33 protein-coding genes, 4 tRNA genes and 1 pseudogene are annotated in these 25,072 nt (G+C 72.6%); 15 read left to right on the top strand and 23 right to left on the bottom strand.

The window, feature by feature from the left end:
* Window positions 1–230: 230 nt before the first annotated feature.
* On the top strand, window positions 231–1,193 hold the full coding sequence (locus tag GXW83_RS32485; protein ID WP_182446571.1) for a LysR substrate-binding domain-containing protein: 963 nt from the start codon (window positions 231–233) through the stop codon (window positions 1,191–1,193).
* A 61-nt stretch (window positions 1,194–1,254) separates the two neighbouring features.
* A complete protein-coding gene (locus tag GXW83_RS32480) occupies window positions 1,255–1,647 on the top strand; it encodes an arsenate reductase family protein (RefSeq protein WP_182446570.1) in 393 nt (130 codons plus the stop codon).
* On the opposite strand, the gene GXW83_RS32475 is transcribed toward GXW83_RS32480, so the two are convergent.
* On the bottom strand, window positions 1,644–4,043 hold the full coding sequence (locus GXW83_RS32475) for a prolyl oligopeptidase family serine peptidase (protein WP_182446569.1): 2,400 nt from the start codon (window positions 4,041–4,043) through the stop codon (window positions 1,644–1,646). The two genes, GXW83_RS32480 and GXW83_RS32475, sit on opposite strands and share 4 nt — an antisense overlap.
* 247 nt (window positions 4,044–4,290) lie before the next feature.
* Between GXW83_RS32475 and GXW83_RS32470 the strand changes: the two genes are divergently transcribed.
* Together GXW83_RS32470 and GXW83_RS32465 are read left to right on the top strand one after the other, a co-directional pair.
* A complete protein-coding gene (locus GXW83_RS32470; protein ID WP_182446568.1) occupies window positions 4,291–4,521 on the top strand; it encodes an antitoxin in 231 nt (76 codons plus the stop codon).
* Window positions 4,518–4,922, top strand: coding sequence for a type II toxin-antitoxin system VapC family toxin (locus GXW83_RS32465; RefSeq protein WP_182446567.1), 405 nt, complete (start codon window positions 4,518–4,520; stop codon window positions 4,920–4,922). Before GXW83_RS32470 ends, GXW83_RS32465 begins: the two co-directional genes overlap by 4 nt.
* Before the next feature lie 93 nt (window positions 4,923–5,015).
* On the opposite strand, the gene GXW83_RS32460 is transcribed toward GXW83_RS32465, so the two are convergent.
* The 3 genes from GXW83_RS32460 to GXW83_RS32450 form a co-directional block, all read right to left on the bottom strand.
* Window positions 5,016–5,089 (bottom strand) — tRNA-Phe (locus tag GXW83_RS32460).
* Window positions 5,090–5,116: 27 nt separating this feature from the next.
* A tRNA-Asp gene (locus tag GXW83_RS32455) sits at window positions 5,117–5,190 on the bottom strand.
* Window positions 5,191–5,223: 33 nt separating this feature from the next.
* Window positions 5,224–5,296, bottom strand: a tRNA-Glu gene (locus GXW83_RS32450).
* Window positions 5,297–5,419: 123 nt separating this feature from the next.
* Here GXW83_RS32450 and GXW83_RS32445 point away from each other — a divergent pair.
* The 4 genes from GXW83_RS32445 (at window position 5,420) to GXW83_RS32430 (ending at window position 9,600) form a co-directional block, all read left to right on the top strand.
* A complete protein-coding gene (locus tag GXW83_RS32445; protein WP_182446566.1) occupies window positions 5,420–5,800 on the top strand; it encodes a metallopeptidase family protein in 381 nt (126 codons plus the stop codon).
* Between the two features lie 144 nt (window positions 5,801–5,944).
* Complete coding sequence (locus tag GXW83_RS32440; RefSeq protein WP_182446565.1) at window positions 5,945–6,478, top strand: hypothetical protein; 534 nt, start codon at window positions 5,945–5,947, stop codon at window positions 6,476–6,478.
* 464 nt (window positions 6,479–6,942) lie between these two features.
* The gene (locus GXW83_RS32435) at window positions 6,943–9,366 is read left to right on the top strand and encodes a DEAD/DEAH box helicase (RefSeq protein ID WP_182446564.1); all 2,424 of its coding nucleotides are present in this window, start codon (window positions 6,943–6,945) and stop codon (window positions 9,364–9,366) included.
* 161 nt (window positions 9,367–9,527) lie between these two features.
* Window positions 9,528–9,600: transfer RNA gene (locus GXW83_RS32430), tRNA-Lys, on the top strand.
* A gap of 173 nt (window positions 9,601–9,773) precedes the next feature.
* Here GXW83_RS32430 and GXW83_RS32425 read toward each other — a convergent pair.
* Complete coding sequence (locus tag GXW83_RS32425) at window positions 9,774–10,910, bottom strand: methyltransferase domain-containing protein (RefSeq protein WP_182446563.1); 1,137 nt, start codon at window positions 10,908–10,910, stop codon at window positions 9,774–9,776.
* A gap of 194 nt (window positions 10,911–11,104) precedes the next feature.
* Window positions 11,105–11,779, bottom strand: a complete 675-nt coding sequence (locus tag GXW83_RS32420) for a hypothetical protein (protein WP_182446562.1) — start codon at window positions 11,777–11,779, stop codon at window positions 11,105–11,107.
* A gap of 106 nt (window positions 11,780–11,885) precedes the next feature.
* Between GXW83_RS32420 and GXW83_RS32415 the strand changes: the two genes are divergently transcribed.
* Window positions 11,886–12,140, top strand: coding sequence for a hypothetical protein (locus tag GXW83_RS32415; RefSeq protein ID WP_182446561.1), 255 nt, complete (start codon window positions 11,886–11,888; stop codon window positions 12,138–12,140).
* A gap of 94 nt (window positions 12,141–12,234) precedes the next feature.
* Here GXW83_RS32415 and GXW83_RS32410 read toward each other — a convergent pair whose 3' ends face one another.
* Together GXW83_RS32410 and GXW83_RS32405 are read right to left on the bottom strand one after the other, a co-directional pair.
* Window positions 12,235–12,753 (bottom strand): hypothetical protein, encoded by a 519-nt coding sequence (locus GXW83_RS32410; protein WP_225447373.1) that lies wholly within the window; start codon window positions 12,751–12,753, stop codon window positions 12,235–12,237.
* A gap of 34 nt (window positions 12,754–12,787) precedes the next feature.
* Window positions 12,788–13,558 (bottom strand): annotated as a pseudogene (locus GXW83_RS32405) (DnaB-like helicase C-terminal domain-containing protein); the annotation flags it as partial.
* Here GXW83_RS32405 and GXW83_RS32400 point away from each other — a divergent pair.
* Together GXW83_RS32400 and GXW83_RS32395 are read left to right on the top strand one after the other, a co-directional pair.
* Window positions 13,502–13,699: a hypothetical protein gene (locus tag GXW83_RS32400; protein ID WP_182446559.1), complete on the top strand. Its 198-nt coding sequence runs from the start codon at window positions 13,502–13,504 to the stop codon at window positions 13,697–13,699. The pseudogene GXW83_RS32405 and the gene GXW83_RS32400 sit on opposite strands and share 57 nt — an antisense overlap.
* Before the next feature lie 441 nt (window positions 13,700–14,140).
* Window positions 14,141–14,473, top strand: coding sequence for a hypothetical protein (locus GXW83_RS32395; protein ID WP_182446558.1), 333 nt, complete (start codon window positions 14,141–14,143; stop codon window positions 14,471–14,473).
* A gap of 119 nt (window positions 14,474–14,592) precedes the next feature.
* Here GXW83_RS32395 and GXW83_RS32390 read toward each other — a convergent pair whose 3' ends face one another.
* From GXW83_RS32390 to GXW83_RS32320, 15 genes are all read right to left on the bottom strand, one after another.
* Window positions 14,593–14,805, bottom strand: coding sequence for an MbtH family NRPS accessory protein (locus GXW83_RS32390; RefSeq protein WP_182446557.1), 213 nt, complete (start codon window positions 14,803–14,805; stop codon window positions 14,593–14,595).
* 83 nt (window positions 14,806–14,888) lie between these two features.
* A complete protein-coding gene (locus GXW83_RS32385; protein ID WP_182446556.1) occupies window positions 14,889–15,146 on the bottom strand; it encodes a hypothetical protein in 258 nt (85 codons plus the stop codon).
* A complete protein-coding gene (locus GXW83_RS32380; RefSeq protein WP_182446555.1) occupies window positions 15,143–15,319 on the bottom strand; it encodes a hypothetical protein in 177 nt (58 codons plus the stop codon). The genes GXW83_RS32385 and GXW83_RS32380 overlap by 4 nt, the downstream gene beginning before the upstream one ends.
* A 48-nt stretch (window positions 15,320–15,367) precedes the next feature.
* Complete coding sequence (locus GXW83_RS32375) at window positions 15,368–16,273, bottom strand: SAM-dependent methyltransferase (RefSeq protein ID WP_182446554.1); 906 nt, start codon at window positions 16,271–16,273, stop codon at window positions 15,368–15,370.
* Window positions 16,270–16,476, bottom strand: coding sequence for a hypothetical protein (locus GXW83_RS32370; protein WP_182446553.1), 207 nt, complete (start codon window positions 16,474–16,476; stop codon window positions 16,270–16,272). Before GXW83_RS32370 ends, GXW83_RS32375 begins: the two co-directional genes overlap by 4 nt.
* A gap of 63 nt (window positions 16,477–16,539) precedes the next feature.
* A complete protein-coding gene (locus GXW83_RS32365; RefSeq protein ID WP_182446552.1) occupies window positions 16,540–17,391 on the bottom strand; it encodes a helix-turn-helix transcriptional regulator in 852 nt (283 codons plus the stop codon).
* A 24-nt stretch (window positions 17,392–17,415) separates the two neighbouring features.
* On the bottom strand, window positions 17,416–17,943 hold the full coding sequence (locus tag GXW83_RS32360; RefSeq protein WP_182446551.1) for a DUF6879 family protein: 528 nt from the start codon (window positions 17,941–17,943) through the stop codon (window positions 17,416–17,418).
* On the bottom strand, window positions 17,918–18,175 hold the full coding sequence (locus GXW83_RS32355; protein ID WP_182446550.1) for a hypothetical protein: 258 nt from the start codon (window positions 18,173–18,175) through the stop codon (window positions 17,918–17,920). The genes GXW83_RS32360 and GXW83_RS32355 overlap by 26 nt, the downstream gene beginning before the upstream one ends.
* Window positions 18,176–18,341: 166 nt before the next feature.
* A complete protein-coding gene (locus GXW83_RS32350) occupies window positions 18,342–18,614 on the bottom strand; it encodes a hypothetical protein (RefSeq protein ID WP_182446549.1) in 273 nt (90 codons plus the stop codon).
* Window positions 18,614–18,766 (bottom strand): YgiT-type zinc finger protein, encoded by a 153-nt coding sequence (locus GXW83_RS32345; protein WP_182446548.1) that lies wholly within the window; start codon window positions 18,764–18,766, stop codon window positions 18,614–18,616. The genes GXW83_RS32350 and GXW83_RS32345 overlap by 1 nt, the downstream gene beginning before the upstream one ends.
* A 188-nt stretch (window positions 18,767–18,954) precedes the next feature.
* Entirely contained in the window at window positions 18,955–19,488 is a 534-nt protein-coding gene (locus tag GXW83_RS32340; protein ID WP_182446547.1) for a hypothetical protein, read from the bottom strand.
* A gap of 371 nt (window positions 19,489–19,859) precedes the next feature.
* Window positions 19,860–20,585, bottom strand: a complete 726-nt coding sequence (locus GXW83_RS32335) for a class I SAM-dependent methyltransferase (RefSeq protein WP_182446546.1) — start codon at window positions 20,583–20,585, stop codon at window positions 19,860–19,862.
* The gene (locus GXW83_RS32330; RefSeq protein WP_182446545.1) at window positions 20,582–20,968 is read right to left on the bottom strand and encodes a hypothetical protein; all 387 of its coding nucleotides are present in this window, start codon (window positions 20,966–20,968) and stop codon (window positions 20,582–20,584) included. The genes GXW83_RS32335 and GXW83_RS32330 overlap by 4 nt, the downstream gene beginning before the upstream one ends.
* A gap of 228 nt (window positions 20,969–21,196) precedes the next feature.
* Window positions 21,197–21,811 (bottom strand): hypothetical protein, encoded by a 615-nt coding sequence (locus GXW83_RS32325; RefSeq protein ID WP_182446544.1) that lies wholly within the window; start codon window positions 21,809–21,811, stop codon window positions 21,197–21,199.
* A 206-nt stretch (window positions 21,812–22,017) separates the two neighbouring features.
* Window positions 22,018–22,245 (bottom strand): hypothetical protein, encoded by a 228-nt coding sequence (locus tag GXW83_RS32320; RefSeq protein WP_182446543.1) that lies wholly within the window; start codon window positions 22,243–22,245, stop codon window positions 22,018–22,020.
* Between the two features lie 302 nt (window positions 22,246–22,547).
* On the opposite strand from GXW83_RS32320, the gene GXW83_RS32315 reads away from it, so the two are divergent.
* From GXW83_RS32315 to GXW83_RS32300, 4 genes are all read left to right on the top strand, one after another.
* Window positions 22,548–22,823 (top strand): hypothetical protein, encoded by a 276-nt coding sequence (locus tag GXW83_RS32315; protein WP_182446542.1) that lies wholly within the window; start codon window positions 22,548–22,550, stop codon window positions 22,821–22,823.
* 202 nt (window positions 22,824–23,025) lie between these two features.
* Entirely contained in the window at window positions 23,026–23,613 is a 588-nt protein-coding gene (locus GXW83_RS32310; protein ID WP_182446541.1) for a sigma-70 family RNA polymerase sigma factor, read from the top strand.
* Entirely contained in the window at window positions 23,610–24,383 is a 774-nt protein-coding gene (locus GXW83_RS32305) for an anti-sigma factor domain-containing protein (protein ID WP_182446540.1), read from the top strand. The genes GXW83_RS32310 and GXW83_RS32305 overlap by 4 nt, the downstream gene beginning before the upstream one ends.
* Window positions 24,384–24,488: 105 nt before the next feature.
* Complete coding sequence (locus tag GXW83_RS32300; RefSeq protein ID WP_182446539.1) at window positions 24,489–25,055, top strand: TetR/AcrR family transcriptional regulator; 567 nt, start codon at window positions 24,489–24,491, stop codon at window positions 25,053–25,055.
* The last annotated feature ends 17 nt before the right edge of the window (window positions 25,056–25,072 follow it).

Below are 25,072 nucleotides of genomic sequence, written 5' to 3'. Positions count from 1 at the left end.
TCGGCTCTGGCGTCAGCGCGGGCGTGGGCGTCGGCGTCCGCCCTGGCGTGGGCGTCGGCGTCGGCCTCGCCGAAGGCCCGGGCGGGTGGCGGAGGAGGAGGGAGGGACCGGCCAGGTCGGAGGCGTCGTCGGCCCGGACCCGTCGCAGAGGGGTGATCACCGTTCCACGCTGCTCCCGCAGCCCCCGCCCCGGTACCCGGCAATCAGCAGGCACATCATAGGGTTTTCCTATGAGCACCGTTCCGGCAGGCGACGACCGGCCCGCCCCCGTCCCCCGGCGGCTGCCCGATCTGCACGCCCTGGAACTGCTGGTCGCCGTCGCCCGGACCGGCAGCCTCGGCCGGGCCGCCGCCCGGCTGGGCATCAGCCAGCCCACCGCCAGCAGCCGGATGCGCACCCTGGAGAAGCGCATCGGCCTGCCCCTGCTGCAACGCACCACCACCGGCTCCCAGCTCACCGCCGCCGGGGTACTGGTCACCGACTGGGCCGCCTCCGTCCTGGACCAGGCCGACGCCCTCGCCGAGGGCATCGCCGCGCTGAAGTCCCAGCTCCAAGGCGATCTGCGGATCGCCGCCAGCCTCACCCTCGCGGAACACCTGCTGCCGGGCTGGCTGATGGCGATGCGCACCCACTACCCGCAGGTCCACGTCGGGCTGCGGGTCACCAACAGCCGGATGGTCGTCCAGGCCCTGCGCCACGGCGAGGCCGAACTCGGCTTCATCGAGGGCCCGTGGACCCCCAGCGACCTGGCCTCACTGCCGGTCGCCCGCGACCGGCTGATCGTCGTCACCGCACCCGGCCACCCGTGGACCCGCCGCCGCCGACCCGTCTGCGGCGAGGAGCTCGCCACCGCGCAGCTGCTGCTGCGCGAGGCCGGATCGGGCACCCGGGAGACCCTGGAACGCGCGCTGCGCCCGTGGCACGGCCCGTCCGTGCCGCTGCTGGAGCTGGGGTCCACCGCGCCCCTGCGCAGCGCGGCGGCGGGCGGCGCCGCCCCGGCGGTCCTGTCCGACCTGGCGGTACGCGACGATCTGGCCGCCGGGCGGCTGGTGGAGATCCCGGTGGACGAGGAACTCGACCTGCGGCGGACCCTGCGCGCGGTCTGGCCGGTCGACGCCGACCTGCCGGAAGCGGCCAAGCACCTGCTGTGGATCGCCCAGACCGGGGCCGCCGGTCCGACCGCCCCGGCCTGAGCGCAGCCTTGGGCCGAGCGACGGGGCAGACCGCCGCGCCGCCCGCTGGAAGGATGGCGGCATGGAGATCTGGATCAACCCCGCCTGCTCGAAGTGCGCCTCCGCGCTGTCCCTGCTGGACGAGGCCGGCGCCGACTACACCGTGCGCCGCTACCTGGACGACCCGCCCACCGCCGCGGAGCTGGAGGCGGTCCTCGCCCGGCTCGGCCTGGAGCCCTGGGACCTCGCCCGCACCGGGGAGCCGGTCGCCGCCGAGCTCGGCCTCGCCGACTGGCCCCGGGACGCCGCCGCCCGCGACCGCTGGATCGGCGCACTCGCCGCGCACCCGGCGCTGATCCAGCGGCCCGTCATCACCGCGGACGACGGCGCCGCCGTCATCGGCCGCACGCCCGAAGCCGTCCGCTCAGTCCTCCCCGCGAGCCCGGAGCGTCCGGCGAGCCCGGCGCGGGCCTAGGCGCTCGGCAGCTCCACCCCGAGGGCCTGGACGAGGAAGTCCCGCTCCAGCCGCAGCAGGTTGTCCGCCACCCCCTCCCGGGCGACCAGGTGGCCCGTCCCCGGCAGCGGCAGCACCGTGTGCGGGCGGCCCGCGGCGAGCAGCGCCGCCGACAGCCGCAGCGTGTGCGCCGGGTAGACGTTGTCGTCGGCCAGCCCGTGCACCAGCATCAGCGGGCGGGCGAGCCGGTGCGCGAGCGGCAGCAGCGAGCAGCGCTCGTAGGCGTCGGGCTGGACGTCCGGGTGCCCGAGGAACCGTTCCTCCCAGTAGCTGTCGTACAGCCGCCGTTCGGCCGGGGCCGCGCCCGCGACCGCCGCGTGGAAGACGTCCGGGCGCAGCAGCACCGCGCCCGCCGCCAGGTAGCCGCTGAACGACCAGCCCCGGATGGCGACCCTGCCCAGGTCCAGATCGGGATGGCGCTCGGCGGCGGCGTGCAGCGCGTCCACCTGGTCGTCCAGGACGGGACGCAGCCGGTCGCCGAGGATGGCGCGCTGCCAGGCCACCCCGCGCCCGGGCGTGCCCCGGCCGTCCGCGACCAGCACGGCGAAGCCCTGCTCGGCGAACCACTGGCAGACCGCCGGCTGCCAGCCCTGCGCCAGGGTCACCAGCTGCATGGCCGGGCCCGCGTAGGGGCTGAGCAGCACCGGGAGCGGGCCCGAGCCGGGCCGGTGCCAGGACGGCAGGTGCAGTCGGCTGCGCAACTCCCGGCGGCCCAGCGTGAGATGGACCGGCCGGGGGACGACCGACGGCCGTTCGGCGAGCACCGCGATGGAACCGGCCGGGCGACCTGCGCGCAGCACGGTCACGGTGTGCCCGTCCGGGGTGCGGCTGTCCAGGACGACGGTGTCGCCCCCGGCGGCGGCGGTGTGCACCCCGGCCGCCGCCGACAGCTGCTCGAAGCCGCCCTCGGGGGAGTACGCCCAGACGTGGGTCTGCAACGGGTCCGCGCTCGCGGTGAACATCACCCGCTCCCCGACCGCCCCCAGCACCGCCCTGACCTGCAGTCCGGCCGGGGTCGGGCGGTCGCCCACGCGGATGCCGCGATCGTCGCCGCGCACGCACGGCAGCACCGGCACGCCGGAGGCGGTGTGCAGCGGCGTGCCCGGCGTGACGTCCACCCAGGCGTCGTCGCTGAGCCGGGCCACCGCCGCGACCTCCCCCGTCGCCGGGTCCGCGCGCAGCACCAGCACCGTCCGCTGGTCCCGGCTCTGCACAGCCACCACCGGCCCAGCCCCGCCCCACTCCGCCGCAACCAGATACTCAACCCCCTGACCCCACCGCCAGCCGTCCCCCGCGCTCTGGCCCGCGTCCCCGCCCAGCCCTGCGCCTGCACCCGGTTGCTCCGCGACCTCTGCGTGCTCCGCGCCTGCGCTCTGGCCCGCGCCCCCGCCCAGCTCCGCGCCCGGGTTCGGCTCTGCGCCCTCGCCCTGCTCTGCGCCTGCGCCCTGCCCGGCGTCCGCGCCCCGCCCCGCGCCTGCGCTTTGCTCTGCGCCTACGCCCCGCTCCGCGCCCGTGCCCGGCCCCTCGCCTGCACCCGGCTCCGCGTCCGCGCTCTGCGGCAGTCGGACCGGGACGCATCGGCCGTCGACGTCCACCAGCAGCAGCGACGTCCGGGCGTTGGGGGTGCCCGCTGCCGGATAGGGCACCGAGCGGGGCGGCCGGTCCGGGTGGACCGGGTCGGCGATGTACCGCCGCTGCACCCCGGCGGTGTCCACCCGCGTGACCAGCAGCGCATCACTGCCGGGCGACCACCAGTACCCGCGCGACCTGCCGATCGAGGCCCGCGCGGTGTAGTCCGGCAGCCCGTACGTCACCTCCCCCTCCGAGCCGATCCTCTCCGAGCCGGGCCCCTTCGCCCCGGTCCCCTCCGAGCCGGGCCCCTTCGCGCCCGGCGCGTCTGCCTCCGCGTCGGGCCCGGTCAGCGCCCGGTCCTGCGTGCCGTCCGCCCGGACGACCCGCAGTGCGCCGCCGGCGGCGTAGGCGATGAGCGTCCCGTCCGGCGAGGGGCGCGGGTCCGCCGCCGGGCCGGGCGTCGGCAGCCGGCGCGCCGCGCCCCCGTCCGTGCGCACCGTCCACAGCTCCCCGCCGACGGTGTACGCGACGACCACCGCCTCCCGGTCGGCGGCGTACGCCTCCACCCCGGCGCCGCCTGCGGGCTTCGCCAACGCCCGCTCCCGCCCGCCCTGGTACAGCCACAGCACCCCGCGCGCATCCGTCCCCGACACCGACCGCAGGAACAGCACCCGCTCCCCGTCCGCGGAGACCACGAACCCCTGCGGCACCCCCGACGAGAACCGCCGCGTCCGCGCGAACTGCCCCGGAAACCCCTCGACGTCCGCATTCCTGCTCCCCTCCATGGGCCCCCACTCGCTCTCTTCCCACCCGGGACGCTCGTTGCTGATTAGCCGTCAGAACCCCTGAAGGCCATGAAAAAGCCCCTAGCGAGGGCTCTCGCTCAGGGGCTGGTCGTGCGCATCCGCCGCTCACCGCGGCGCCCCGCCATTCTATCGCGTCCCGGTGGTGCGCGGCGTTGATCAGGCAGCGACGCCCGTGCCGTGGCCACACGTGATGCCATAGTGCAGGCGTTGCAGCTAAAATGCATGCATGACAGCGATCACCATCCGGGACGTCACGGACTCGACCCTCGAAAGTCTGAAACTCAAGGCCGCCCGAGGCGGAAAGAGCCTCCAGGCGTACCTGCTCGACCTCGTCACCCGAGAGGCGGCGACGCCCACACTGGCCGACATGATGGCTCGGCTCGATCGGGAGACCCGTACCGAGGTCAGCACTTCGGACATCCTCTCCGCGATCGAGGACGGCCGGGAGCGCCGGTGAGCGCGACTGTCGTCATCGACTGCTCCGCCCTGGTCCGCGCTCTCACGGACAACGGCCCCGCCGGGTTCGCCGTCCGCAGCCGTCTCGGCGGGCTGGAGGGGCTCGCCGCCCCTGGCTTGCTGGACTACGAGATCGTCTCGGCCCTCTTCGGCATGGTGCGGGGCGGCAAGCTCACGGAGAAGGAGGCCATCAAGGCCGTCGCCGACTACCAGGCCCTCGCCATCACCCGTCACGAGACCCTGATCCTCTGGCAGCGGGTCCGCGAACTGCACCACAACATCAGCGCCCACGACGCGCAGTACGTCGCCCTGGCGGAAACCCTCGGCGTGCCCCTGGTCACCAGCGACGCCCGAATCCAGCGCAGCGGCGCAGCCAAGTGCATCGTCGAAGTCTTCTCCTAGCCAGCCGGAGGCGGTCGCCGACCGGCACCCGGTCAGACGAAAAATGCCCCGGCTCCGGTGCGGAGCTGGGGCATTCCTGCTGGTCATGCGAGGTGGCCAGGGCCGGGGTCGAACCGGCGACCTTCCGCTTTTCAGGCGGACGCTCGTACCAACTGAGCTACCTGGCCGAACTCCCCCCGAAGGGGGAGGTACAGCGACCTCGACGGGACTTGAACCCGCGACCTCCACCTTGACAGGGTGGCGAGCTAACCAACTGCTCCACGAGGCCTCGTACAGGCGAGCCTGCACGCGGTTTAATGCGTACCCCCAACGGGATTCGAACCCGTGCTACCGCCTTGAAAGGGCGGCGTCCTGGGCCACTAGACGATGAGGGCAATGGCCCTCCCGGCTTCCTTGCGGCCGTCGGGGACGTTCAGAAGCATATGGGATGGAGCCGGAGATCGCCAAAATGGATTCCACCGGCCCCGGAGCGCGGGGCTGCGGGCCCGAGGAGCGACGTGCTGCAGATGACCAGGGAACGGTTCGAGGAACTGGTGGGCGAGGCGCTCGACCGGATCCCGCCGGAGCTGACCCGGCTGATGGACAACGTCGTGATTTTCGTCGAGGACGAGCCCGAGCCCGAGCAGGGCGGCCCGGACGGCGGCCCGACCGGCGGGTCCGAGTTGCTCGGCCTGTACGAGGGCACGCCGCTCACCGAGCGCGGCGAGTGGTACTCCGGGATGCTCCCGGACCGGATCACCGTCTACCGCAACCCCACGCTGCGCGTCTGCGGCAGCGCCGAGGAGGTCGTCCGGCAGGTGTGCGTGACGGTCGCTCACGAGGTCGGCCACCACTTCGGGATTTCCGACGCCCGGCTGCACGAGCTCGGATACGGCTGAGCGGATACGGCTGAGCGGCGTCCGCTCCCGTGTCCTGCCGGGCCCTGTCGCCGTTGACACGGCGGGGGCTGTCGCGGACGGCCGCTGAGCGAAGAAAGCGGGGCCGCGCGGGTGGGTGCACGGGTGGGTACAGGTGATTCCCGGTTGAGCCGGGTCGTGGGAGCCGGCCGGCTCGTCGGAGCTGTCGCCCTCGGAGTGCTGGCGGCGGGGGCGATGAGCGGCTGCATGGCGGTCGACGGCAGCGTGCCGGCCGCCCCGGGCGTGCCGCTGCCGCAGGGCAGGCCCAGCCTCGGGCACGAGCAGGGCGGCCTGATCGAGATGCCGCCCGGCGTCCGACACCGCGGCGGCGCCGCCCCGGCGGCGGACAAGGGCAGCCCCAGTGCCGGGGCCAGCGGTACGGCCGCTCCCGGCGCCACGGCCAAGCCCGTGCCGGGCAGCGGCGCCAGCCGTCCCGCCGGGGCGGCCACCGGCTCGCCGGGTGCCGCCGGCGGCGCGGCGGGCGGTGCCAACGGCGGTGGCTCGGGCGGGACTTCGGGCGGCGGTGCGGGCGCCGGCTCGGCCAGCGCGAGCGCCAGCGCCCCGGTCAGCGTCGCTCCGCCGCCGACGAGCGCGCCGCCCACGCAGGCCCCGCCCTCCCCGTCCGCGAGCGCCCCGGCCTCCTCGGGCCCCACGCCCTGACACCCCGGGCAACCCCGGCCGCGGACCGCGATTGCGGGCGGCCGCGGGCCGAGGTGCCGTCCTGGGCGCCACCGGCCCCGGACGACCACAGTGACCGACGACCGCAGTGACCTGCATCTCATCGCAGCGCGGACCGGCCAGGAATACGCGGGAAGGAGCTACCGTTGAGACTCACGTACGGTCCCACCAGGGGGCCGGTGATGGTGCAGTCGGCCGCTCGGCCCTGCACCGGCGCCGACAGCGCGTCGGCGCGCAGCCTCCGCTGCCCCAAGCGGGTGATTTGCACGCTGGATCACCGGTAGGCTATCTTGGTAGATCGTTGTTTGTTCCATTTGCCCGGCGCCGCTGTTACGTAAGATTTCAGGCGCCCTGGCGCGTACCGTGCACTCCGTGGCTGACCGCATTGAGGCGGTTGCAGTTGAACCCCGCGGATTTGGCGCGTGCCAACACCCGGAAGGTTCTTCATGTCTCTCGTTGACGACGACCGCTTCGTCATGCCCGAAAACGGCTCCGAAGCCTCTGCCGCCGCCACGGTCAGCACCACCATCCCCACCGACGACACCACTGACGTCACCACTCACGTCACCGACAGCGCCGCTGTCGACACCGACACCGCCCAGGACTCCGCCTCCGCCTCCGTCGAGAGCGTCGAGTCCGCCGAGCCGGTCGAGCCCGCTGAGCCCGCTGAGCGCAAGGTCACCTTCGGCGACCTCGGCCTGCACCCGGACCTCGTTCGCACCCTCGGCAAGAAGGGCGTCACCGAGCCCTTCCCGATCCAGGCCGCGACCATCCCGGACGCGCTGGCGGGCAAGGACGTCCTCGGCCGTGGCCGTACCGGCTCCGGCAAGACCCTGAGCTTCGGCCTGCCGCTGCTCACCCGCCTCGGCGGCAACCGCAGCCAGGCCAAGCGTCCGCGCGGCCTGATCCTGGTCCCCACCCGCGAGTTGGCGATGCAGGTCGCCGACGCCCTGGAGCCGTACGGCTCGGTGCTCGGCCTGCGCCTGAAGGTCGTGTGCGGCGGCACCTCGATGTCCAACCAGATCTACGCGCTGGAGCGCGGCGTCGACGTGCTCGTCGCCACCCCAGGCCGACTGCGTGACCTGATCGACCGGGGTGCCTGCAACCTGGACGCCACCGAGGTCATCGTCCTGGACGAGGCCGACCAGATGGCCGACATGGGCTTCATGCCCGAGGTCACCGAGATCCTCGACCAGGTGCCGGCCGGCGGCCAGCGGATGCTCTTCTCCGCGACGCTGGAGAACGAGATCGACACCCTGGTCAAGCGCTACCTGAAGAACCCGGTCACGCACGAGGTCGACCCGTCGGCCGGCGCGGTGACCACCATGACCCACCACGTCCTGGTCGTGAAGCCCAAGGACAAGGCCCCGGTCACCAACGCCATTTCCGCCCGCAAGGGCAAGACGATCATCTTCGTCCGCACCCAGATGGGCTGCGACCGCGTCGCCGAGCAGCTGCGCGACGCCGGGGTCCTGGCCGACGCGCTGCACGGCGGCATGACCCAGGGCGCCCGCACCCGGACGCTGGCGGACTTCAAGGAGGGCTACGTCAACGTCCTCGTCGCCACGGACGTCGCCGCGCGCGGCATCCACGTCGACGACGTCGACCTGGTCCTGAACGTCGACCCGGCCGGGGACCACAAGGACTACCTGCACCGCTCCGGTCGCACCGCCCGCGCGGGCCGCTCCGGCACGGTCGTCACGCTGATCCTTCCGCACCAGCGCCGTTCGGTCTTCCGCCTGCTGGAGGACGCCGGGGTCGAGGCCACCCGCCACATCGTGGACGGCGCCTTCGACGCCGACATGGTGCGGATCACCGGCGCCCGCTCGCTGAGCGAGGTCCAGGCCGAGTCCGTCGCCACCCAGGCCAAGCAGGCCGAGCGCGATGTCGTCGAGCTGACCCGGGAGCTGGAGCGCGCCACCAAGCACGCCGCCGACCTCCGCCAGGACGCCGACCGGCTGGCCGCCCGCGCCGCCCGCGAGCGCGCCGCGCTGGGCATCGAGGACGACGCCCCGGCGGCCGACTCCGACGCGGCCGAGGGCACGGCCGAGACCCCGGCCGAGGCCGTCGTCCCGGCCCAGGCCGTCGCCGTGGCCGACGACGACGCGACCGCCTCCCGCCCGGCCGCCGCCCGCGCCGAGCGCGGCGGGTACGAGCGCCGCGACGACCGCGAGGGCGCCCGCTCCGGTGGGTTCCAGCGCCGGGACGACCGCGAGGGCGGCCGTTCGGGTGGCTTCGAGCGTCGTGACGACCGTGGTGGCAGCCGTTCCTTCGGTGACCGCGACGGTGCCCGCTCCGGTGGGTTCCAGCGCCGCGACGACCGCGAGGGCGGCCGTTCGGGTGGCTTCGAGCGTCGTGACGACCGTAGTGGCAGCCGTTCCTTCGGTGACCGCGACGGTGCCCGCTCCGGTGGGTTCCAGCGCCGCGACGACCGCGAGGGCGGCCGCTCCGGTGGCTTCGACCGCCGCGACGACCGTGGCGGCGAGCGCGGCGGGTTCCAGCGCCGTGACGACCGCGGCGCGAGCCGTTCCTTCGGCGACCGCGACAGCCGCTCCTCCGGTGGCTACCAGGGCCGCAGCGGCTTCGGCGAGCGCAGCGGACGCCCGTCCACCCCGTACCAGAGCCGCGACGACCGTCCGGCCTCCGGCAGCCGCTCGTACGGCGACCGCCCCGCCTCGGGCAGCCGCTCCTACGGCGACCGCCCGGCGTCCGGCAGCAGCCGCCCGGCCTACGGCCGCCGCGACGACCACCGTCCGGCCGCCGGCGGCAGCCGCCCTACCGGCGGGTTCCAGCGCCGCGACGACCGTGGCGGCAGCTACAACGGTGGCTCCTCGGCCCCGGCCGACCGCAAGCCCCGCTGGAAGAACTGACTGACCCGGCCGAACCGGCCGCATGCTGAAGACAAGGGCCGCTGCCCCTCCCGCACCCGGGACGGACAGCGGCCCTTGGCCGTGCCCCGCCCCACCCCGACGACCCAAGACCCGGGCCCGGGCGGATTCCCGATCACCGCATGGCACAATGGGGCGGTCAAGGGCCGCTAGCTCAATTGGCAGAGCTGCGGACTTTTAATCCGTAGGTTGTGGGTTCGAACCCCACGCGGCCCACCGACCGAGAGCCAGGTCAGAACAACTGACCTGGCTCTTCTGCATCCTGGGGAACCGGACAAGTCGGGCCCTGTTCGCCCGCTGCTGGACCGTCAGATGCTGCGCTGCGGGGCCGGGTGCCCTTGCGTGCCCGACGCTCCGACGTCCGCGAACTCGTCGCCGCCCTGTGGCCATCACCCTGGGGTGTGTGGGAGTGCATAGGACAGTGTGCCGTCGAGGGTGTGCACCCGCTGGGCGGTGCCGTCGACGGTGATCGAGAGTTCGTGCGGCAGCGGGCTGCCCGCGGACGTCCATTCGGCGTGAGCCTGCTCCATCTCGTCCCAGAGCGGTTGCGGCCCTCCCTGGACGGTGCGGCCGTCGTGGAGCACGTGGGCCCACGAGCCGTCGGAGCGATGCGCCAGGTACAGGCCCGGGACGTCGCCGTCGGGCAGGCCGAATGACACCACCTGCGGCATGGCCGCCCCCAGGATGAATGCGGTGGTCTCGTCCAGCGGCGGCACCAGCTTCGTGACGCGCTCGCCGGTTGCGGGGCCTGCCTGCGCCTGCAGCGCGTAGAAGCCGGGGTCGGCCTGGGAGTGCATCGGCATGAACGACGCCCGTTCCGGCAGGAACCTGCCGTGGCCGTCGGAGCCGACCAGGGCGAGCGCCGACCCGTGCAGGCCCGTCGTGACCGTCGCCAGCACCAGTCCGCCGGGGGCCAGTTGCTCCAGCCACGCGGGCGGGATCGACCGCACGGCGCAGGTGGCGATCACCCGGTCGTACGGTGCCCGGGGCGCATGGCCCAGGGCGCCGTCACCGGTGGCCACCGTCACGGCCAGGCCCAGTTCCGCCAGGCGCTCGCGCGCGGGCTCGGTCAGCGCCGGGTCGACGTCGACGGTCGTGACGTTGGCTCCGCCGAGGCGGTGGGCGAGCAGGGCGGCGTTGTAGCCGGTGCCGGTGCCGATCTCCAGCACGCTCATGCCGTCGGCGACGGCGAGGGCTTCGAGCATGCGCAGCATCAGGCCGGGCTGCGTCGACGACGATGTCGGGATGCCCTCGGTGATCTGGGTGAGCAGCGGTTCGTTGCGGTAGACGGCGTCCAGCCAGTCACGGTCACCCTGGTGCACAGCGACCATGCCTTCGGCGTCGGGCCGGTGGAAGGCGGGCAGGAACGCGTGACGGGGTGTGGCGAGGAGCGCGGCGTGCCACCGGGGCGTGCGCAGGTCTCCTGATTCGCGCAGCTGGTGGAGCCGGTCCACGACCATGTCGGCGGCGGCGTCCAGTTCCTCGGCGACGACCAGCACGGCGCCGCCCGGTGCGGCGGCGGTCACGACGCGGACGCGAAGTACGGGTCAGCGGTCTCGTCCGGCTGACTGTCCCAGTGGGTGTCGGTGGGCGAGGCGGCCAACGGCGTGGTGTACCAGGGCATTCCGTCGGCCAGGACGTTGAGCTGCTGCTCGGGGTCGTAGTCGGGGACGACGGGTTCGAGGCGCGTCGGGGTCTGTCTGCCGCGGGCTGACCGCGGCTAGGTTCCGTGTCCATGTCTGGTCTGAGGTCGAATCGGTTGTTCATGGCGGTGCTGCGCACGCTGGTGCTTTGTGGCGTCGGAACGGTGGTGGGGTTGGCGATGGGGGATCCGCTGGGGCGGGCCGAGTTGCTTGCCGCGCCGATTGGGCTCGTCCTTGGGGTTGCGGGCTACTTCCGGCGTAAGCCCGCGCCGGCGGAGGCCGACCGCGAGGGGTGACCCGGAGGCCGGTCCCGGCGTCGGGGTGGATAATGGCGCCCGGCCGGTGCGGTCCGGCAGGGGGGCGGTCAGTTCCGGGCACGGGGGGACGGCGATGGTGCCGTCCGGGGCGACGAGGTCCATGAGCTGGCGCGTCTCGGCCGGCTCGGCGGGGGTCATCAGGGCCATGGCGTCGCGCATGGGTGAGCCTTTGGGCAGTTGCGCGAGGTAGGGCTTGGCGATGGCGCCGATGCGCTTGATGGCGTCGGCCTGTTCCCTGGCGTGCTCCTCGGCCCTGCGCAGGTAGTCGGTGACGGCTTGGATCTCGGGGAAGGTGGCGTCGAGGGCGGTGTCGAGTTCGTCGGCGGTGAGGGGCTGGCAGCCGGGGTGGGTCCAGTTGCGGGGGTCGAGGCTGCCGTTGAGGTCCAGGCCGACCAGGAGCGCGACGGTGGCGGGGCGGACGGTGGGGGCGGTCATGATGGGCTCCTTCGCGTCGTGGTTTATAGGCGTTCGCTTGGGTTTTTCCTGATCAGCGAGGTTGATCTCTCTGTTCTGGCCCGTCGTCAACCCCTAGAGTTCGCGTATGCAACTCCGCATCAAGAAGACCCTCGCCGTCTTCGCCGTATTGGTCGGCATCAACCTGCTCTGGAGCATCCCCAACATGACCAAGTCGGGATGGCACTGGGCGATCACTCCCGGCTTCACGGCGTACACGTTGTTCAGCGTCGCGTACGCCGGGTTCGTGTGGTGGGCATACGGGCCTTCCGAGAGGGCGGTCGCTATGCGGGCCAAGGCCGAGGCGAAGAAGGCCGAGCGCCGTGCGCAGCGGCTGGGATGAGTAGTTGTCCGGCCGGGTCACGGGTAGCCTTCCTGCTCGGGCCTGCTGTTAGTGCTGCCGAGTGGGCCTTCGGACGGGCCCGCCCCCGGGTGATTCAGCTGGCGGTGTCGAGGCCGTGGTCGCCGGCGAGCCACTCGGCGTCGCCGACGGGTTGGCCGTGGATGGCGCGCATGGCGGCGGCGACCCGCTCGTCACCGATCCACGAGATCCAGAACCGGCCCTCCAAGAGCGTGGCCTTGATGTCGGCGACGGTTCGCGGCGGGCGCTTGTCGTCGGTGTAGTAGACCGAGACGCCGGGCAGTGCCTGGGTCTTGTCGCTCTCGGGGATGAGCACGTTGGCGATGTATTCGGCGGCCTCCTGGGCGATGCGGTCGCGGTCGACGTCGGTGGTGGTCACGGTGGTCTCCTTCGTGTTGTGGTGCTCGGCGAGCCGGACCCGTGCGGCCCGGGCGGCGTTGCGGTGCTGGACGCCGGCGTCGCGGTTGCGGGCGAACGCCTGGCGGACGGTGCGCTTGTCGGCGGCGCGGACCCGCGCGGCCTGGACCTGTTCGGCTACACGGGCGTCGGCCTCGGCACGGAGACGCGCGGCGAGGGCGGGATCGAGTTCGGGCATCACGACGCCGCCAGGTCCTTGAAGCGGGAGTCTTGAAGCGGGAGTAGTGCCCTTGGAAGGTGACCGTGATCGTCGCCGTTGGCCCGTTCCTGTGCTTCGCCACGATCAGGTCGGCCTCACCCGCCCGCGGCGTCTCCTTCTCGTAGGCGTCCTCGCGGTGCAGCAGGATGACCATGTCGGCGTCCTGCTCGATCGAGCCGGACTCCCGCAGGTCCGAGATAACCGGCCGCTTGTCGTTGCGCTGCTCGGGGCCTCGGTTCAGCTGCGAGAGAACCACCACGGGCACCTGCAGCTCTTTGGCCATCAGCTTGAGACTGCGAGACATCGCCCCGACCTCAACCTGGCGGCTCTCCACCCGGCGCAGACCGGACGTCATGAGCTGCAGGTAGTCGATGACCACAAGGTCCAAGCCATCGGGCTGCTTCATCCGGCTGCACTTCGCCGTGATCTGCATTGTCGTCAACTCCGTGGTGGCGTCGATGGTCAACCGGGCTCCGGAGACCGCGGGCATCGCGCGAGCAAAGTTGTCCCAGTCGTCCTTGGTCATGCCGCCCTGGCGCTGCATGTGGTGCAGCCCGATGCGACCCTCGGCGGAGATGGCCCGGTTCACGAGTTCCGTGCGGCTCATCTCCAGGCTGAAGAACGCGGTGTGCAGCCTGTGCTTGATGGCGGCCGATCGGGCAAAGTCCAAGGCCAGGGTTGACTTCCCGATGGCCGGTCGGGCGGCGATGACGATGACCTGGCCGGGGTGCAGACCGCCCGTGAGGGCGTCAAGGTCGGCGAAGCCGGTGGGGACGCCCTTGGTCTGACCGCACGGCGGGCCTCACCGACGATCGGGCCGTGGGCGCGCTCGCGGCCGGGCGAAGGGTCGAGCGGCAAAGAGATCGCCGCGTTCTTCGACGGCCTGGGGCCGGCCTCACCCGGCCTGGTGATGCTGTCGCAGTGACGGCCGGACGAACAGGGCCTCACCGGGGACGAGCGGATCGGGTTGTACGGCGGGGTGGCGCTCAAGCCCTGAGGCCGAAGCCTGGACCTGGCGCAGCGCTGCGGCTCACGGTCGCAGGGTGGGCAGCGTCCTTGAGACCGCCGTCACCGCCTTCGCCGTCACCCTGACCTGGCCTCGGCGCCACCACCGACACCTGGGTTGGCTCGCACCGGACAGTCACGGGGAAGCGCGTCTGATAGGCGCAATTCGGCCTACGCAGGCCAGTTCTGGGGTCTATGCGGCCGATCCGCCGTCTGCCAGACTGCCCGCACATCTGCACCGCGCACAGCAAGAGCACCTCCTGTCGTTCCATCCACCCTGACACCGGGAGAGCCAATGCGTCGCACTGCCCTACGTTCTGCCTTCGCCCCTCGAGTCCTCCCCGCGTGTCTGGGGGTGGCCATGGCCTCCTGTGCCGTGCTGGTCGCGGCGCCGGGAGCCCAGGCACTGGCGTCCCCGTCGACCTCCACGCCGTTCATCTCCTGCTTCTCGGAAGCCATCAACCAGACCAGGGGCGACGTCGAGTGCGGCACGGCGTCCTCCTTCGGAGTCGGCGCCGACACCTGGGCCTGGACGGTCAACTACATCACGTCCACGGCCAGCACCAGCGACGACCTGAGCTTCATCTGCGGCAAGGGCGACACCTACGAGATCGGCATGATCATTACCGACAGCCTCGGAGACACGGAGTCGGGCTGGACGTCGATCTCCTGCCGGACCGGCATCCCCGAGTGACCGTCGGCTGATCGGCCGGGCATCGGGAATCACCTGGTCCTGGCTGCCTGGCTTGCCTGGATGTGGGGTTGAGCCCGTCGGAGGGACGGGCTCAACCGGACGGGCCGGGCCCGTCGGGGTCACTCCTGGTTGGCTGCCGCGTTCATCTGCTGACGCAGGCTCTTGGGGCGCATGTCGGTCCAGACGTCACGGATGTAGGCCGTGCACTCCTCCTTGGTGCCCGTCTTCCCGGCCGGGCGCCACCCCAGCGGCGTGTCGCGGTCCGCAGGCCAGATGCTGTACTGCTCTTCGTCGTTCACGACGACCGTGTACGCGGTCTGGTCCTCGTCCATGGTGTGTCCCTTCGTGGTCGGTACTGACCTGGACAACGAGGTGCGCAAGCCGGGGACACGACGCGGCACGGCGGACGCCCTGGTCAGCGACGCTCACCACTACCCCTCCCACGCGCCTGACCTGGTTCGTCCCCGAGGTGGCGGGCGGCCAGGCGGGCGGAGCAGGGGTCGCAGATGACGAGGGTCCGGCCGCCGCTGTTCTGCTCGACGCCCAGGGCGCGGCCGGTGCGGGGGCGGTCGCAGTCGGTGCAGTACCCGGTCGCCCGGCCACCGCCGGCCTCCAGGGCAGCGATCTCGCGGAGGAGGGCGAGCCTGCGGTCCCGGGCGGACGGAACGGTCACGTCATCTCCCAGGCCACGCGGACGAGGACGGCCTCGGCCAGGAACCGGCCGTAGCAGTCGTCGTGGCTGACGCCGACCAGTTTCGACGAGCGGTCGCCGGGTCGGTGCCGGACGACCGGTGTGCCTGCGGGTTTGTCGCAGTAGTCGCAGAGCCTGACTGGTCTGGTGGTCACGGCGTCCTTCCTGGTGGCTCGTGCCGGTTGCTGCGGGTAGGTGCGGTTTCAGGTGCGGGCGAGCGCCCCGTACTCGGCGTAGGCGGTTTCCGCGCGGGGCAGCCAGGGCTCGCGGATCGCACCCCACGCGGCGACGTCGCCCCAGCCGGGCGATCGGACGTCCAGGCCGGTCAGCAGGGCCTCGACGGCGGCGGGCGGCCGGACGCGCCACGCCCGGCCGGTGGCTGCGGACACGATGGCGCTGACGTCCTCGCGGACCCCGGCGTCGGTGCTCACCGGCTGGCTGAGCGCCAGATAGCTGCCGGGCGGGGTCTGGGCGGCGAGGTCGGCGACGAGGTTGGCGGCGCTGCGCTGGTGCGGGATGCGCGCGGTCAGCCCGACCATCAGGACGGCCACCGGTCGGCGCAGGTCCAGCACGGACGCGACTTGGGGATGGAGCAGGATGCCTGAGCTCATCGGGTCGGCGGCCAGGACCGCCACGGAGCCGTAGCCGGAATCGGAATCACAGCCGGAGCCGTGCTTGTAAGCGCAGGCGCAGCCGCGCAGCGCCCGCGCCCGGGCCGGTGCCGTGACGTCGTCGTCCACGTACGCGAACCGGCAGGACCGGTCGACGCCCTGAGCCACCTCGTGCACGTCGGGTCGGCCCCGACCGGTCTCGGGATCGCTCAGACCGCAGCCCAGGTCGAGGAATTGACGCACACCACGGCTGGCCAGCCGGGCGACGACCAGGCGCCGAAACCCGTGCTGCGCCCGCGCCGCCCGGGCAGCGCCGGGCGCGGCGGCGGTCAGCTCGGCGAGGATCCGCTCGTCCAGCGGGTGCGTGGCCCGGCCGCCGGACAGGTAGTCCATGATCCTGGCCGCCGTCGGCGCGGGCGCGGGGCCACCGAAGCCGAAGCCGTGACCGGAGCCGAAGCCGTGACCGGAGCCGAGGCCGGTGGGCTGGGAGGACGTCATGACGCGGACCCCCGATGCTCGGCGCAGGCAACGACGGCCCAGGGCAGGACCGCACCGTCGCCGCTGGTCGTCTCCACATGCCCGACCGCGAGCAACGGACCCTCGGCATCGCCGCAGACGATGCACGCCCTGCCCTGCAGCCGGACCAGCGTCGCTCGGTCGACCGGCAACGCCAGCGGCATGAACTCCGTCGTGTTCACCATGTCACTGAACGTAAGGACGGTCGGGACGCCCCCTCTACGGTTTTGCGGGTCTTTGCGCGCGGATCAGGTCGCGCCCTTCGCCGCGTCGGCCAAGAGGGCACGAGCCGAAGAACCGTACAGGGCCATGCGTCCGAGGTTGATGAACGCCCGCTCGTACTGGGCGATCTCGCCGGGGGCCGTGATCGTGATCTGAGCGGACAACGTCTCCAGGCTCACCGTGGTGTCATCGAAGATGTGGAACGTGGCCATGGACCACATGGACGTCCAGTTCACCGAGAACGGGATGATGCCCAGCGCCACCGACGGCAGCGCCATGGCCTCCTGCAAGTGGGCGATCTGCTCGGCCATCACCTCACGGCCGCCGACGGGACGGCGCAGGACTCCTTCATCGAGGAGCGCCACGAACCGGTGGTCGCCACGGCGGAGAAGATCGGCCCGCCTGCGTCTGGACTCCACAGCGGCCTCGACATCGTTCGGGATGCCCCGGAACTCGGCGATGGCATTGAGCAGGGCCCGCGTATAGCCCGCAGTCTGCAGAAGGCCAGGTACCTGGGTTGAGGAGTAGACACGGAAGACGCGGGTGCGCTCGTACAGCGGCAGCGCGCTTTCCTGGAGCCGCCGTAGGCCGCCGTGCTGCTGACGGCGCCATTCCACGTACATCTGATCGACCTGGCGACTCGCGGCCACGAGGTCCGCTGCCTGGTCGTCGTGCCCGCAGGCCCGGCACCAGTCGTGGATGTCGGCCGCATTCGGGGCCGCTTTGCCGTGCTCGATCCTGGACGTCTTGGCCGCGTGCCATCCGCAGCGCGCCGACAGCTCCAACCCGGACAGGCCGGCGTCCAGCCGCATTTCCTTCAGCTGTTCAGCCACCCGCTCCCGGGCGGCCTGCGCGCTCGATGACGGGGACGTGGCCATGGCGATGTGTGTGGGGCTGAGCCGTCAGTGGATCTTGTAGTCCTCATGCGGGATGCCGCGCTCCCACGCGGTCTCGAACGCCGTCCGCACCATGCCGACGATGCGCGGCTCGGTGCACCACTCGCGTTCGACAACTTCCCCGTCACCGGAGAAGAACGTGAACTCGACCGCCTCGTCGTCGAACATCCACAGGTCGGTGCCCGGCAGCGCGATGTCGGCCGCACGGCGGCGAGGCAGCCAGCGGACCAGTTCGCCAGCGCTGAGGTTGGTCTCAGTGCCCGCGTGCTCGTACTTGATGTACTCGGTGACCGGCTCGGAGACGATGCGTGCCCGGCGGACCACAACGCCCCGGGCGGTCATGTCCCGGACGGTGTTCACCCATCCCGCCCGTGCGACGGCATCGAGGTGGGCGTCGCGGGTGCCGGTCGCACGCCAGCGGGCGAACCGCTCGGCCTCGCCTGCCACGCCGTAACAGTCCCGCATCTCAAGGTGCACGGCGGAGAACCGGGCCGTCTGGAACGGATCCTCAGCCGTCCAGTCCCTCTGCGACATCACATGCCTTCCTGAGAAGCGCCGCCATGCGGGCCGGTATGCGGATGATGTCCTCGTGATCCGGGATGCCGGGGGCGTGCCGGGGCGCGGGGCAGTCGTACACCTTGCTCCGCAACTCGTCACCGGCCTTCCAGCCCTGGAGGACGATCTCCATGGAGTCCGGGTCCACCCAAACCGTGGGTGAGTCCCGGTCATCCGTACTCGGGTCAACGCCGATGAACTCGAGGGCCATGATCTCTCCCTGGTTGAGGTCTCGATCGTCTGCTCACTCTCGATCCTGCCGTAACCGAGCGTCAAGAGGCGACCACATAGAAGAATTGGCTGTGCAATGACTTCCGACGCCGTCAGAACACGTGCTTGCGGTCGGCCGGACGAACGCTGTGGTTGCGCAGGGTGCTCTAGTCGAGTTTGGTGCGGCCGGTTTGGTGGCGGCGGGCGGGGGAGCGGCCTGCGCGGCGTTGGGGGGTGGGGCGTTGGCGTACGAGGCCGTCGGCGAGGTCGGGGGCGGGGTGGGCCGCTTCGGCGGGGGAGTGGCCGGGCTGGCAGCGGGCGCAGAAGACGGCGGATGCCGGGCCGTGCGGGTATTCCATGTCGGCCGGCGGCAGGTAGTGCGAGCCGCAGGCGGGCTCCTGGCAGAGGTAGATGGGTCGGCCGGTGTTGTCGGTGGTCATCAGACCCTCCCCAGTCCGCCGCAGGCTGTGCACTGCGATATGTAGGCGTGCCGGACGGCGACGCTGCTGCCGTCGGCATCGAGTTCGTAGGTGTACTCGACCTTCTCCGTCAGCCCCGTTCCGCCGCAGGACGGGCACTGCGTATCGCCCATGACGACCTCCGCTGGGGCTTCCTTCCACGGTAGCTGCCGGGGCTTCGCCCCGGGGGCGCAGTCACTCGAACGTGGGAGCGCGGGCGCGCGGGCGCGCCCCCACACCTCTCCCGCACGGCCACGGCGCGGGCTGCCGGCCGGGCCCCGGGCACGCCTGGACGGGGCGTGCCCGGGGCGGCGTGGCGGGGTCAGCCGGAGTTGGCGTCCTGCCAGGCGCCGCTGAGCGGGTCCTGGATGATCTCGCAGGTGGCGATGTTGTAGCTGCCGGTCGCCGTGGCCTTCGATATGACCTTGCCGTTGACCTCCAACTCGCAGGTCACGCTTCCGCCGTTGTCCAGCTGCGCGGAGATGCTGTAGTAGGCCGGGTCGCCCAGCGGATCGGTGACCTTCATGGGCACGTGCCCCTGGAGGCTGGACCCGGCCGCGCCGTACTGCACGTCCGCGCTGGAACCGGTGAGGACGTACGTGACGGTGCTGGACTTGGACGCCGCCGCGTGGCCGGTGCCGGTGGGCGCGCTGCCGGTCGCGGGCAGGGAGGTGGTGGCCGTGGTCTTGGAGCCGGCGACGGCCATGGCGATCACGACGATGACGACGACCGCGAGGACGCCGCCGCAGCCGAAGCCGAGGCAGCCGCGTAACGGCTTCTTCTTCGGCGCGGGAGGCGGTCCGTACGGCCCTGGCTGTCCGGGCATGCCGGGTTGGCCCCAGCTGGGTGTGCTCATGGTGTTCCCCCCACAGTGGTTGAGGGGGTCAGCGTTTCAGATGGGACTGACAGTTCGTCATGCCGTTGCCAGAGCGTTACGCAAAGCGATATCTGCTGGTGTCCTGGCGCGTGCGGGGCCGGGGCGGGCGGGGCGCGCCGGATCGTTTCTGCAGTCGCGGAACGTGCGTGCATAGGTCGCGGCGACGGGGGCAGGTGTGGGCCGAGGGCCCCGCTGTCTCCCCCGTCGGCGGGGCCCTCGTCACGTCCGCGATGCGGCTGGGCGCGGTGCGCGAGTGCAGGATCCGCGCGATTCGAACACTTGTCCACAGGGTTGTCCACAGCTGTGGACAACCTCCCGCCGGGAGCGGCGCGACCCGCCCTGGCGGCGTCCTACGCCGCCGCTTCCGCGCCGAGGGGCCCGGCGACGGGCCTGGCCGGGGGCTTGCGGAACAGCAGGGCGGCCTGCGGCGCGCGTCCCGGCACCACGGGCTTGCGGATCAGCCGGGCCTGCGTCGACAGCCCGGCGCCAGTGGCCAGTTCGGTGATGCGGTCCGGCGGCAGCAGGTGCAGATCGAGGGACATGGGGAGGCCGCCGTACCCCTCCTCCTTGCGGCGCCGTTCGTCGCCGACGTGGAAGCCCAGCAGCAGGTGCCCGCCCGGCGCGAGCACGCGGTGGAACTCGGCGAAGACCGGGGGCAGCAGCTCCGGCGGGGTGTGGATCACCGAGTACCAGGCGAGGACGCCGCCCAGACTGCCGTCGGCCCGCTCCAGCGCCGCCATCGTGCCTACGTCGAACCGCAGGCCGGGGTGGTCGCGGCGGGCCAGCTCGACCATCCCCGGCGACAGGTCGACGCCGGACGCGTCCAGGCCCAGGGAGTGCAGGAACGCCGTGACCTGGCCGGGCCCGCAGCCCGCGTCCACCACCGGCGCGCCGCCGTCCGCGCGTACCAGCTCGGCGAACGCGGCCAGCATCGCGCGGCCCAGCACATCGCGGGCGAAGGCCGGGCAGACGACCTCGGCGTAGGCGGCGGCGACGGTGTCGTAGGACGTACGGGTCTCGCGCAGGTGCAGCGGCAGTGGCTCGGCGGCGGCGTCCCGAGAGGTCGGCAGGGTCATGTGTCGCCTGCTGCATGATTGTTGCGCTGGCGGATCAGCGCGGCGAAGTCGGCGCGGCACTCGCCCATCGCCAACTCCAGCCAGGAGTAGCGGGCGGCCATCGCCATGAGCGCCGCGTCGAAGTCGCGGACGTCGGTCTGCGGGGCCGGTGCCCCGGCGATGCCCGGGCCCACGGAGAGTTCGAGCTCGAAGATGCGGTCGACGGCGGCCAGCAGCTCCTCGTACGCGGAGATCACGTCGGTGGCCAGCAGCGGCTGTGCGTGGGCCTCGGACGGCTCCACCTGCTCGCGGCGGCCGGAGGTGCAGATGAGCACGGAGTTGGCGGCGAAGTCTTCGGCGAGACTCCACAGCTCGGGATGTTCGTCGGGGTCCGTCTGGGGCACGGGTGCGCTTCTCCTCGGAGTCGTCGCCGGCTGCGCGGGCGGCACCGTGCTCGGCCGTTTCGCCGTACGGCCGCACGGTGGTGGACGCGGAAACCCCCGACCGGGGCGCGGCAGGGGGTTCGGGTCGGCCTGGGGCACAGGTGTGCACCAGGATGAGCGTCCCGTGTGATGGAGCGTCAGTCAAGGCGCACAGAAAGGCCGGTGGGCGAACAGGTGGTTCAAGTGCGGTCAGACGGAGGCGCCGACGACGCAGGTGTAGGAGCCGCTTCGGGCGGTGGTGAGGACCGCGCGGAGCCGGTGGTCCTGCGCGAGCGGCTCGGGCAGCCGGATCCCGGTGACGGCCGCCGCGACGTGCGTGTCGTACCGGTCGGTGCTCCGGCCAGGGCCGGACTGCACGCTCAACTCACCGGCCAGGGTGGTCATTTCCGTCCACAGGGTGCTGCCGTCCGGCTGGACCGCGTAGGCCAGGGTGCACACCGGCGGCTGCGGGGCTCCCGGGGGCGGGGGCCATGGCGCGCCCGGCGGCGGTGGCGGCGGAACCGCCCCCGGGCGCGGACGAAGGTGCGGCGGCGGAGGCTGCTGCTGTTGCGGGGGCAACGGGGCTTCTGCCGGCGGCTGTTGGGCCGGTAATGGCGAGACCGGATCGGCGGTGCCACCGGCCGACGCGGCTGCGGACGATCCGGTCGCGGGCGAACCGGGGCTCGGCGTACGGGCGTTGAGGGCGGTGACCACGATCAGCGGGACGAAGAAGACCAGCAGGACGACGATCCCGATCACCAGCGGGCCGTGCGGCCGACGCGGTGGGGGTTCACGAAAGGGCTCCGGTGAGCGGATGAACGCCATGCTCGATCTCTCCCGCTGGGTGTGGTCACGTCACACTGGCAGTTTTCAGCCGTCTGCTCGGGGTTCGTTGCCGGAACGTGACGATCACGGTGCAGCGGGAGGCGGGGCGGGAGCGGGGGAGCACGCGGGCCGGACCCGACAGTGGCGGTTCGCGGGCGGAGCGTGGCCTCTCGGCGGAGAGCTGACCCTCGGCGGATCGCGGCCTCTCAGGTGTCGGGGAAGCGGCGGACGTCCGTCCAGCCGTCGGCGGTCCGGCGGCGGATGTGGGTGACCAGGTACTCGCCGCCGCACTCCTTCTCCAGGGCGGAGGCCCGCTCGCGGGCCAGGTCGTCCGCCCCGGTGGCCTCGCCGAGCCACTCGGCGCGGAGCAGGCCGTCGGGCGTGGAGAACTCGAAGGTCCCAGGGCTGCCGATGCGCGGGTCGTCGTCGCTCATGTCACGCTCCTGCTCGGTCGTGGCCTCAGCCGCTCCCTCAATCGTCCCCCGGCGGCGCGCCGACTGCACATCGCCCCTGGGCTGCGGGAAGCGGTCGGGAGCCGGGCGCTGCGGAGCCGTGGACAGCGGTGGGCGACGGCGTAGCCTGGAGATGGAGGTCCCGTCGTCTCCCCCGTCGGCGGGGCCTTCGTCGTGCCCTCCGCGGGCACCGTTCCCCGGTCGTCACGTCATGCGGTCGGATGGTCACGCAGGGCTGATATGTTGCGCGGGTACTGCAGTCTCCACCCGCGAAAGGCACGCCTGTGCGCACCCGATTCACGAAGGTCCTCACCATCGCCGCAGCCTCCGCCGCGCTCCTCGGCGGTGCCGCGCTGGCCACCGCCGGGACGGCCTCGGCCGCCGCTCCGGCGCACGCCGTGCAGCCGATCGCGGTGCGGGTCGCGCCGCACCACCGCGCGCCGGTCCGCACCGAGCGGGTGTGGGTGGACGGCCGTTACGAGACCGTGCGCGTGCACGGCCGGGTGAAGCGCGAGTGGGTTCCGGGCCACTACGTCACCGTCGTGGTGCGCGGCCGGTAGCAGCCGCACCCGGCCGGTACGCAGTCGTACCTGTACGCAGCCGAAGGCCCCCTCTCCCGAGCGGAGAGCGGGGCCTTCGGTGTTGGCGCCCCGGTTGCCGACCCCCGGTGCGGACCGCATCGAATCTGTCGTACCTTCGGACCAATCCGTTCGAGTGACGGCGACGAAGCACGTGTGAGCAGCCCAGTCCTCGGAGGTGTACATGCACGCGGCAGCGCCCGGTGACCAAACCGTCGGCCCAGGTCCCGGCGCGTTGGAGACGCTTCTCGACCGTGTGTCCCGTGGGGACCAGCGTGCGTTCGAGACCGTCTACACGGCTGTGGCCGGGCCGGTGCTGGGCCTTGTCCGGCGGCTGGTGCGCGATCCCGCGCAGTCGGAGGAGGTCGCCCAGGAGGTCCTGATCGAGGTGTGGCGCTGCGCCGCGCGGTTCGATCCGGACAAGGGCAGCGCCATGTCCTGGATCATGACGCTCGCGCACCGGCGGGCCGTGGACCGGGTGCGCTCCGCGCAGGCGTCGACCGACCGCGAACAGCGCGTCGCCGCGCGCGACCATACGCCCGCCTTCGACGAGGTGAGTGAGCAGGTGGAACGGCGGCTGGAGCGCGAGCAGGTGCGCCGCTGCCTCAGCTCGCTCACGGAGTTGCAGCGCGAGTCGGTGCTGCTGGCCTATTACCGGGGATGCACCTACCAGGAGACGGCCGACCTGCTGGGGGCTGCCCTCGGCACGGTCAAGACCCGGCTCCGGGACGGTCTGATCCGGCTCCGCGACTGCCTGGGGGTGACCTCGTGACCACCGCCGACCTGCACACGCTCACGGGTGCGTACGCGCTGCACGCGCTGTCGGACCGGGAGGCCAAGGACTTCGCCCGCCATCTGGACATCTGCGACGCCTGCGCCCAGGAGGTCCGGGAGCTGCAGGAGACGGCGGCGCGGCTGGCGCTGGCCGCCGCCGAGGCGCCGCCGGCCGACTTCCGGGCGCGGGTGATGGCCGCCATCCCGGAGGTACGGCAGCTGCCGCCGCTGGTGCCGGACTCGCCGGAGGCGGGCGCTGCGCAGCGCGTCGGACGCTGGCGGCTGTGGAACCGCCGGCTGCCGCAGCTGGTCCTGGCAGCCTGCCTGGCGGTGGCCGTGGTCGCGGTCGGGGTGGCGGTGGACGCCGAGCACCAAGTGAGCCAGCAGCGCTCGCGTACGGCGCAGGCGGAGCAGCAGGCGGCGACGCTGAGCCAGCTGCTGGTGGCGCCGGACGCGACGTACCACACCGGCAAACTGGTCGGCGGCGGCAGCAGCACGGTGGTGGCCTCGCAGCAGCTGGGACAGGCGGCGTTCGTCTACCACGACCTGCCGACGCTGCCGAACTCCAAGGTGTACGAAATCTGGTACAGCCGGGGCGGGGTGATGGTCCCGGCCGGTCTGCTGGGCTCCGCGCAGGCGAGCGGGGCGACGCTGCTGCACGGTTCGCCGAGCGGCGCGGCGGGCGTGGGTGTGACGGTCGAGCCGGCCGGTGGTTCGCCGAGGCCCACCACCTCGCCGATCCTGCTGACCGCGCTGCCGGGGGCGTGACCGCCGCAGGCAACGGCCTGCGGAGTCCGCACAGGGGCCTGCCCGGGGTGCCGGGCGGGATCCCCGCGCTTGTGCGCTGTACATACTAGTAGGTACAGTTTTTCCATGAGCACACCCGAACGGCTGATCGAGAGCACTCAGGAACTGCTCTGGGAGCGCGGATACGTCGGCACCAGCCCCAAGGCCATCCAGCAGCTCGCCGGGGTCGGCCAGGGCAGCATGTACCACCACTTCAGCGGCAAGCCCGATCTCGCGCTGGCAGCCATCCGCCGCAGCGCCGAGCAGCGCATGGCGCAGGCCGACCAGGAGCTGTCAGGACCGGGCACGGCCCTCGAGCGGATCACCGTCTACCTGCGGCGCGAGCGGGACGTCCTGCGCGGCTGCCCGGTCGGGCGGCTCGCCCAGGATCCGGACGTCGTCGCCGACGAGACGCTGGTGCGGCCGGTCGCGGAGACCTTCGCCTACCTGCGCGCCCGCGTGGCCTCCGTCCTGGACGAAGGGCGGGAGCGGGGCGAGCTGGACCCGGGCCTCGATCCGGTCGCCACCGCCGCCACCGTCATCGCCGTGCTCCAGGGCGGTTACGTGCTGGCCCGGGCCGCCGGCTCGGTCGAGCCCTTCGAGCAGGCCGTCGAGGGCGCCGTCGCGCTCATCGCCGCCCGCGCCGCCGACTGAGCCGGGAGGACCCGCAC

It is taken from the genome of Streptacidiphilus sp. PB12-B1b, from assembly GCF_014084125.1.
Lineage (GTDB): Bacteria > Actinomycetota > Actinomycetes > Streptomycetales > Streptomycetaceae > Streptacidiphilus.
The sequence above is the reverse complement of the archived record's forward strand: the minus strand, read 5'-3'. Positions and strand labels throughout refer to the sequence as shown.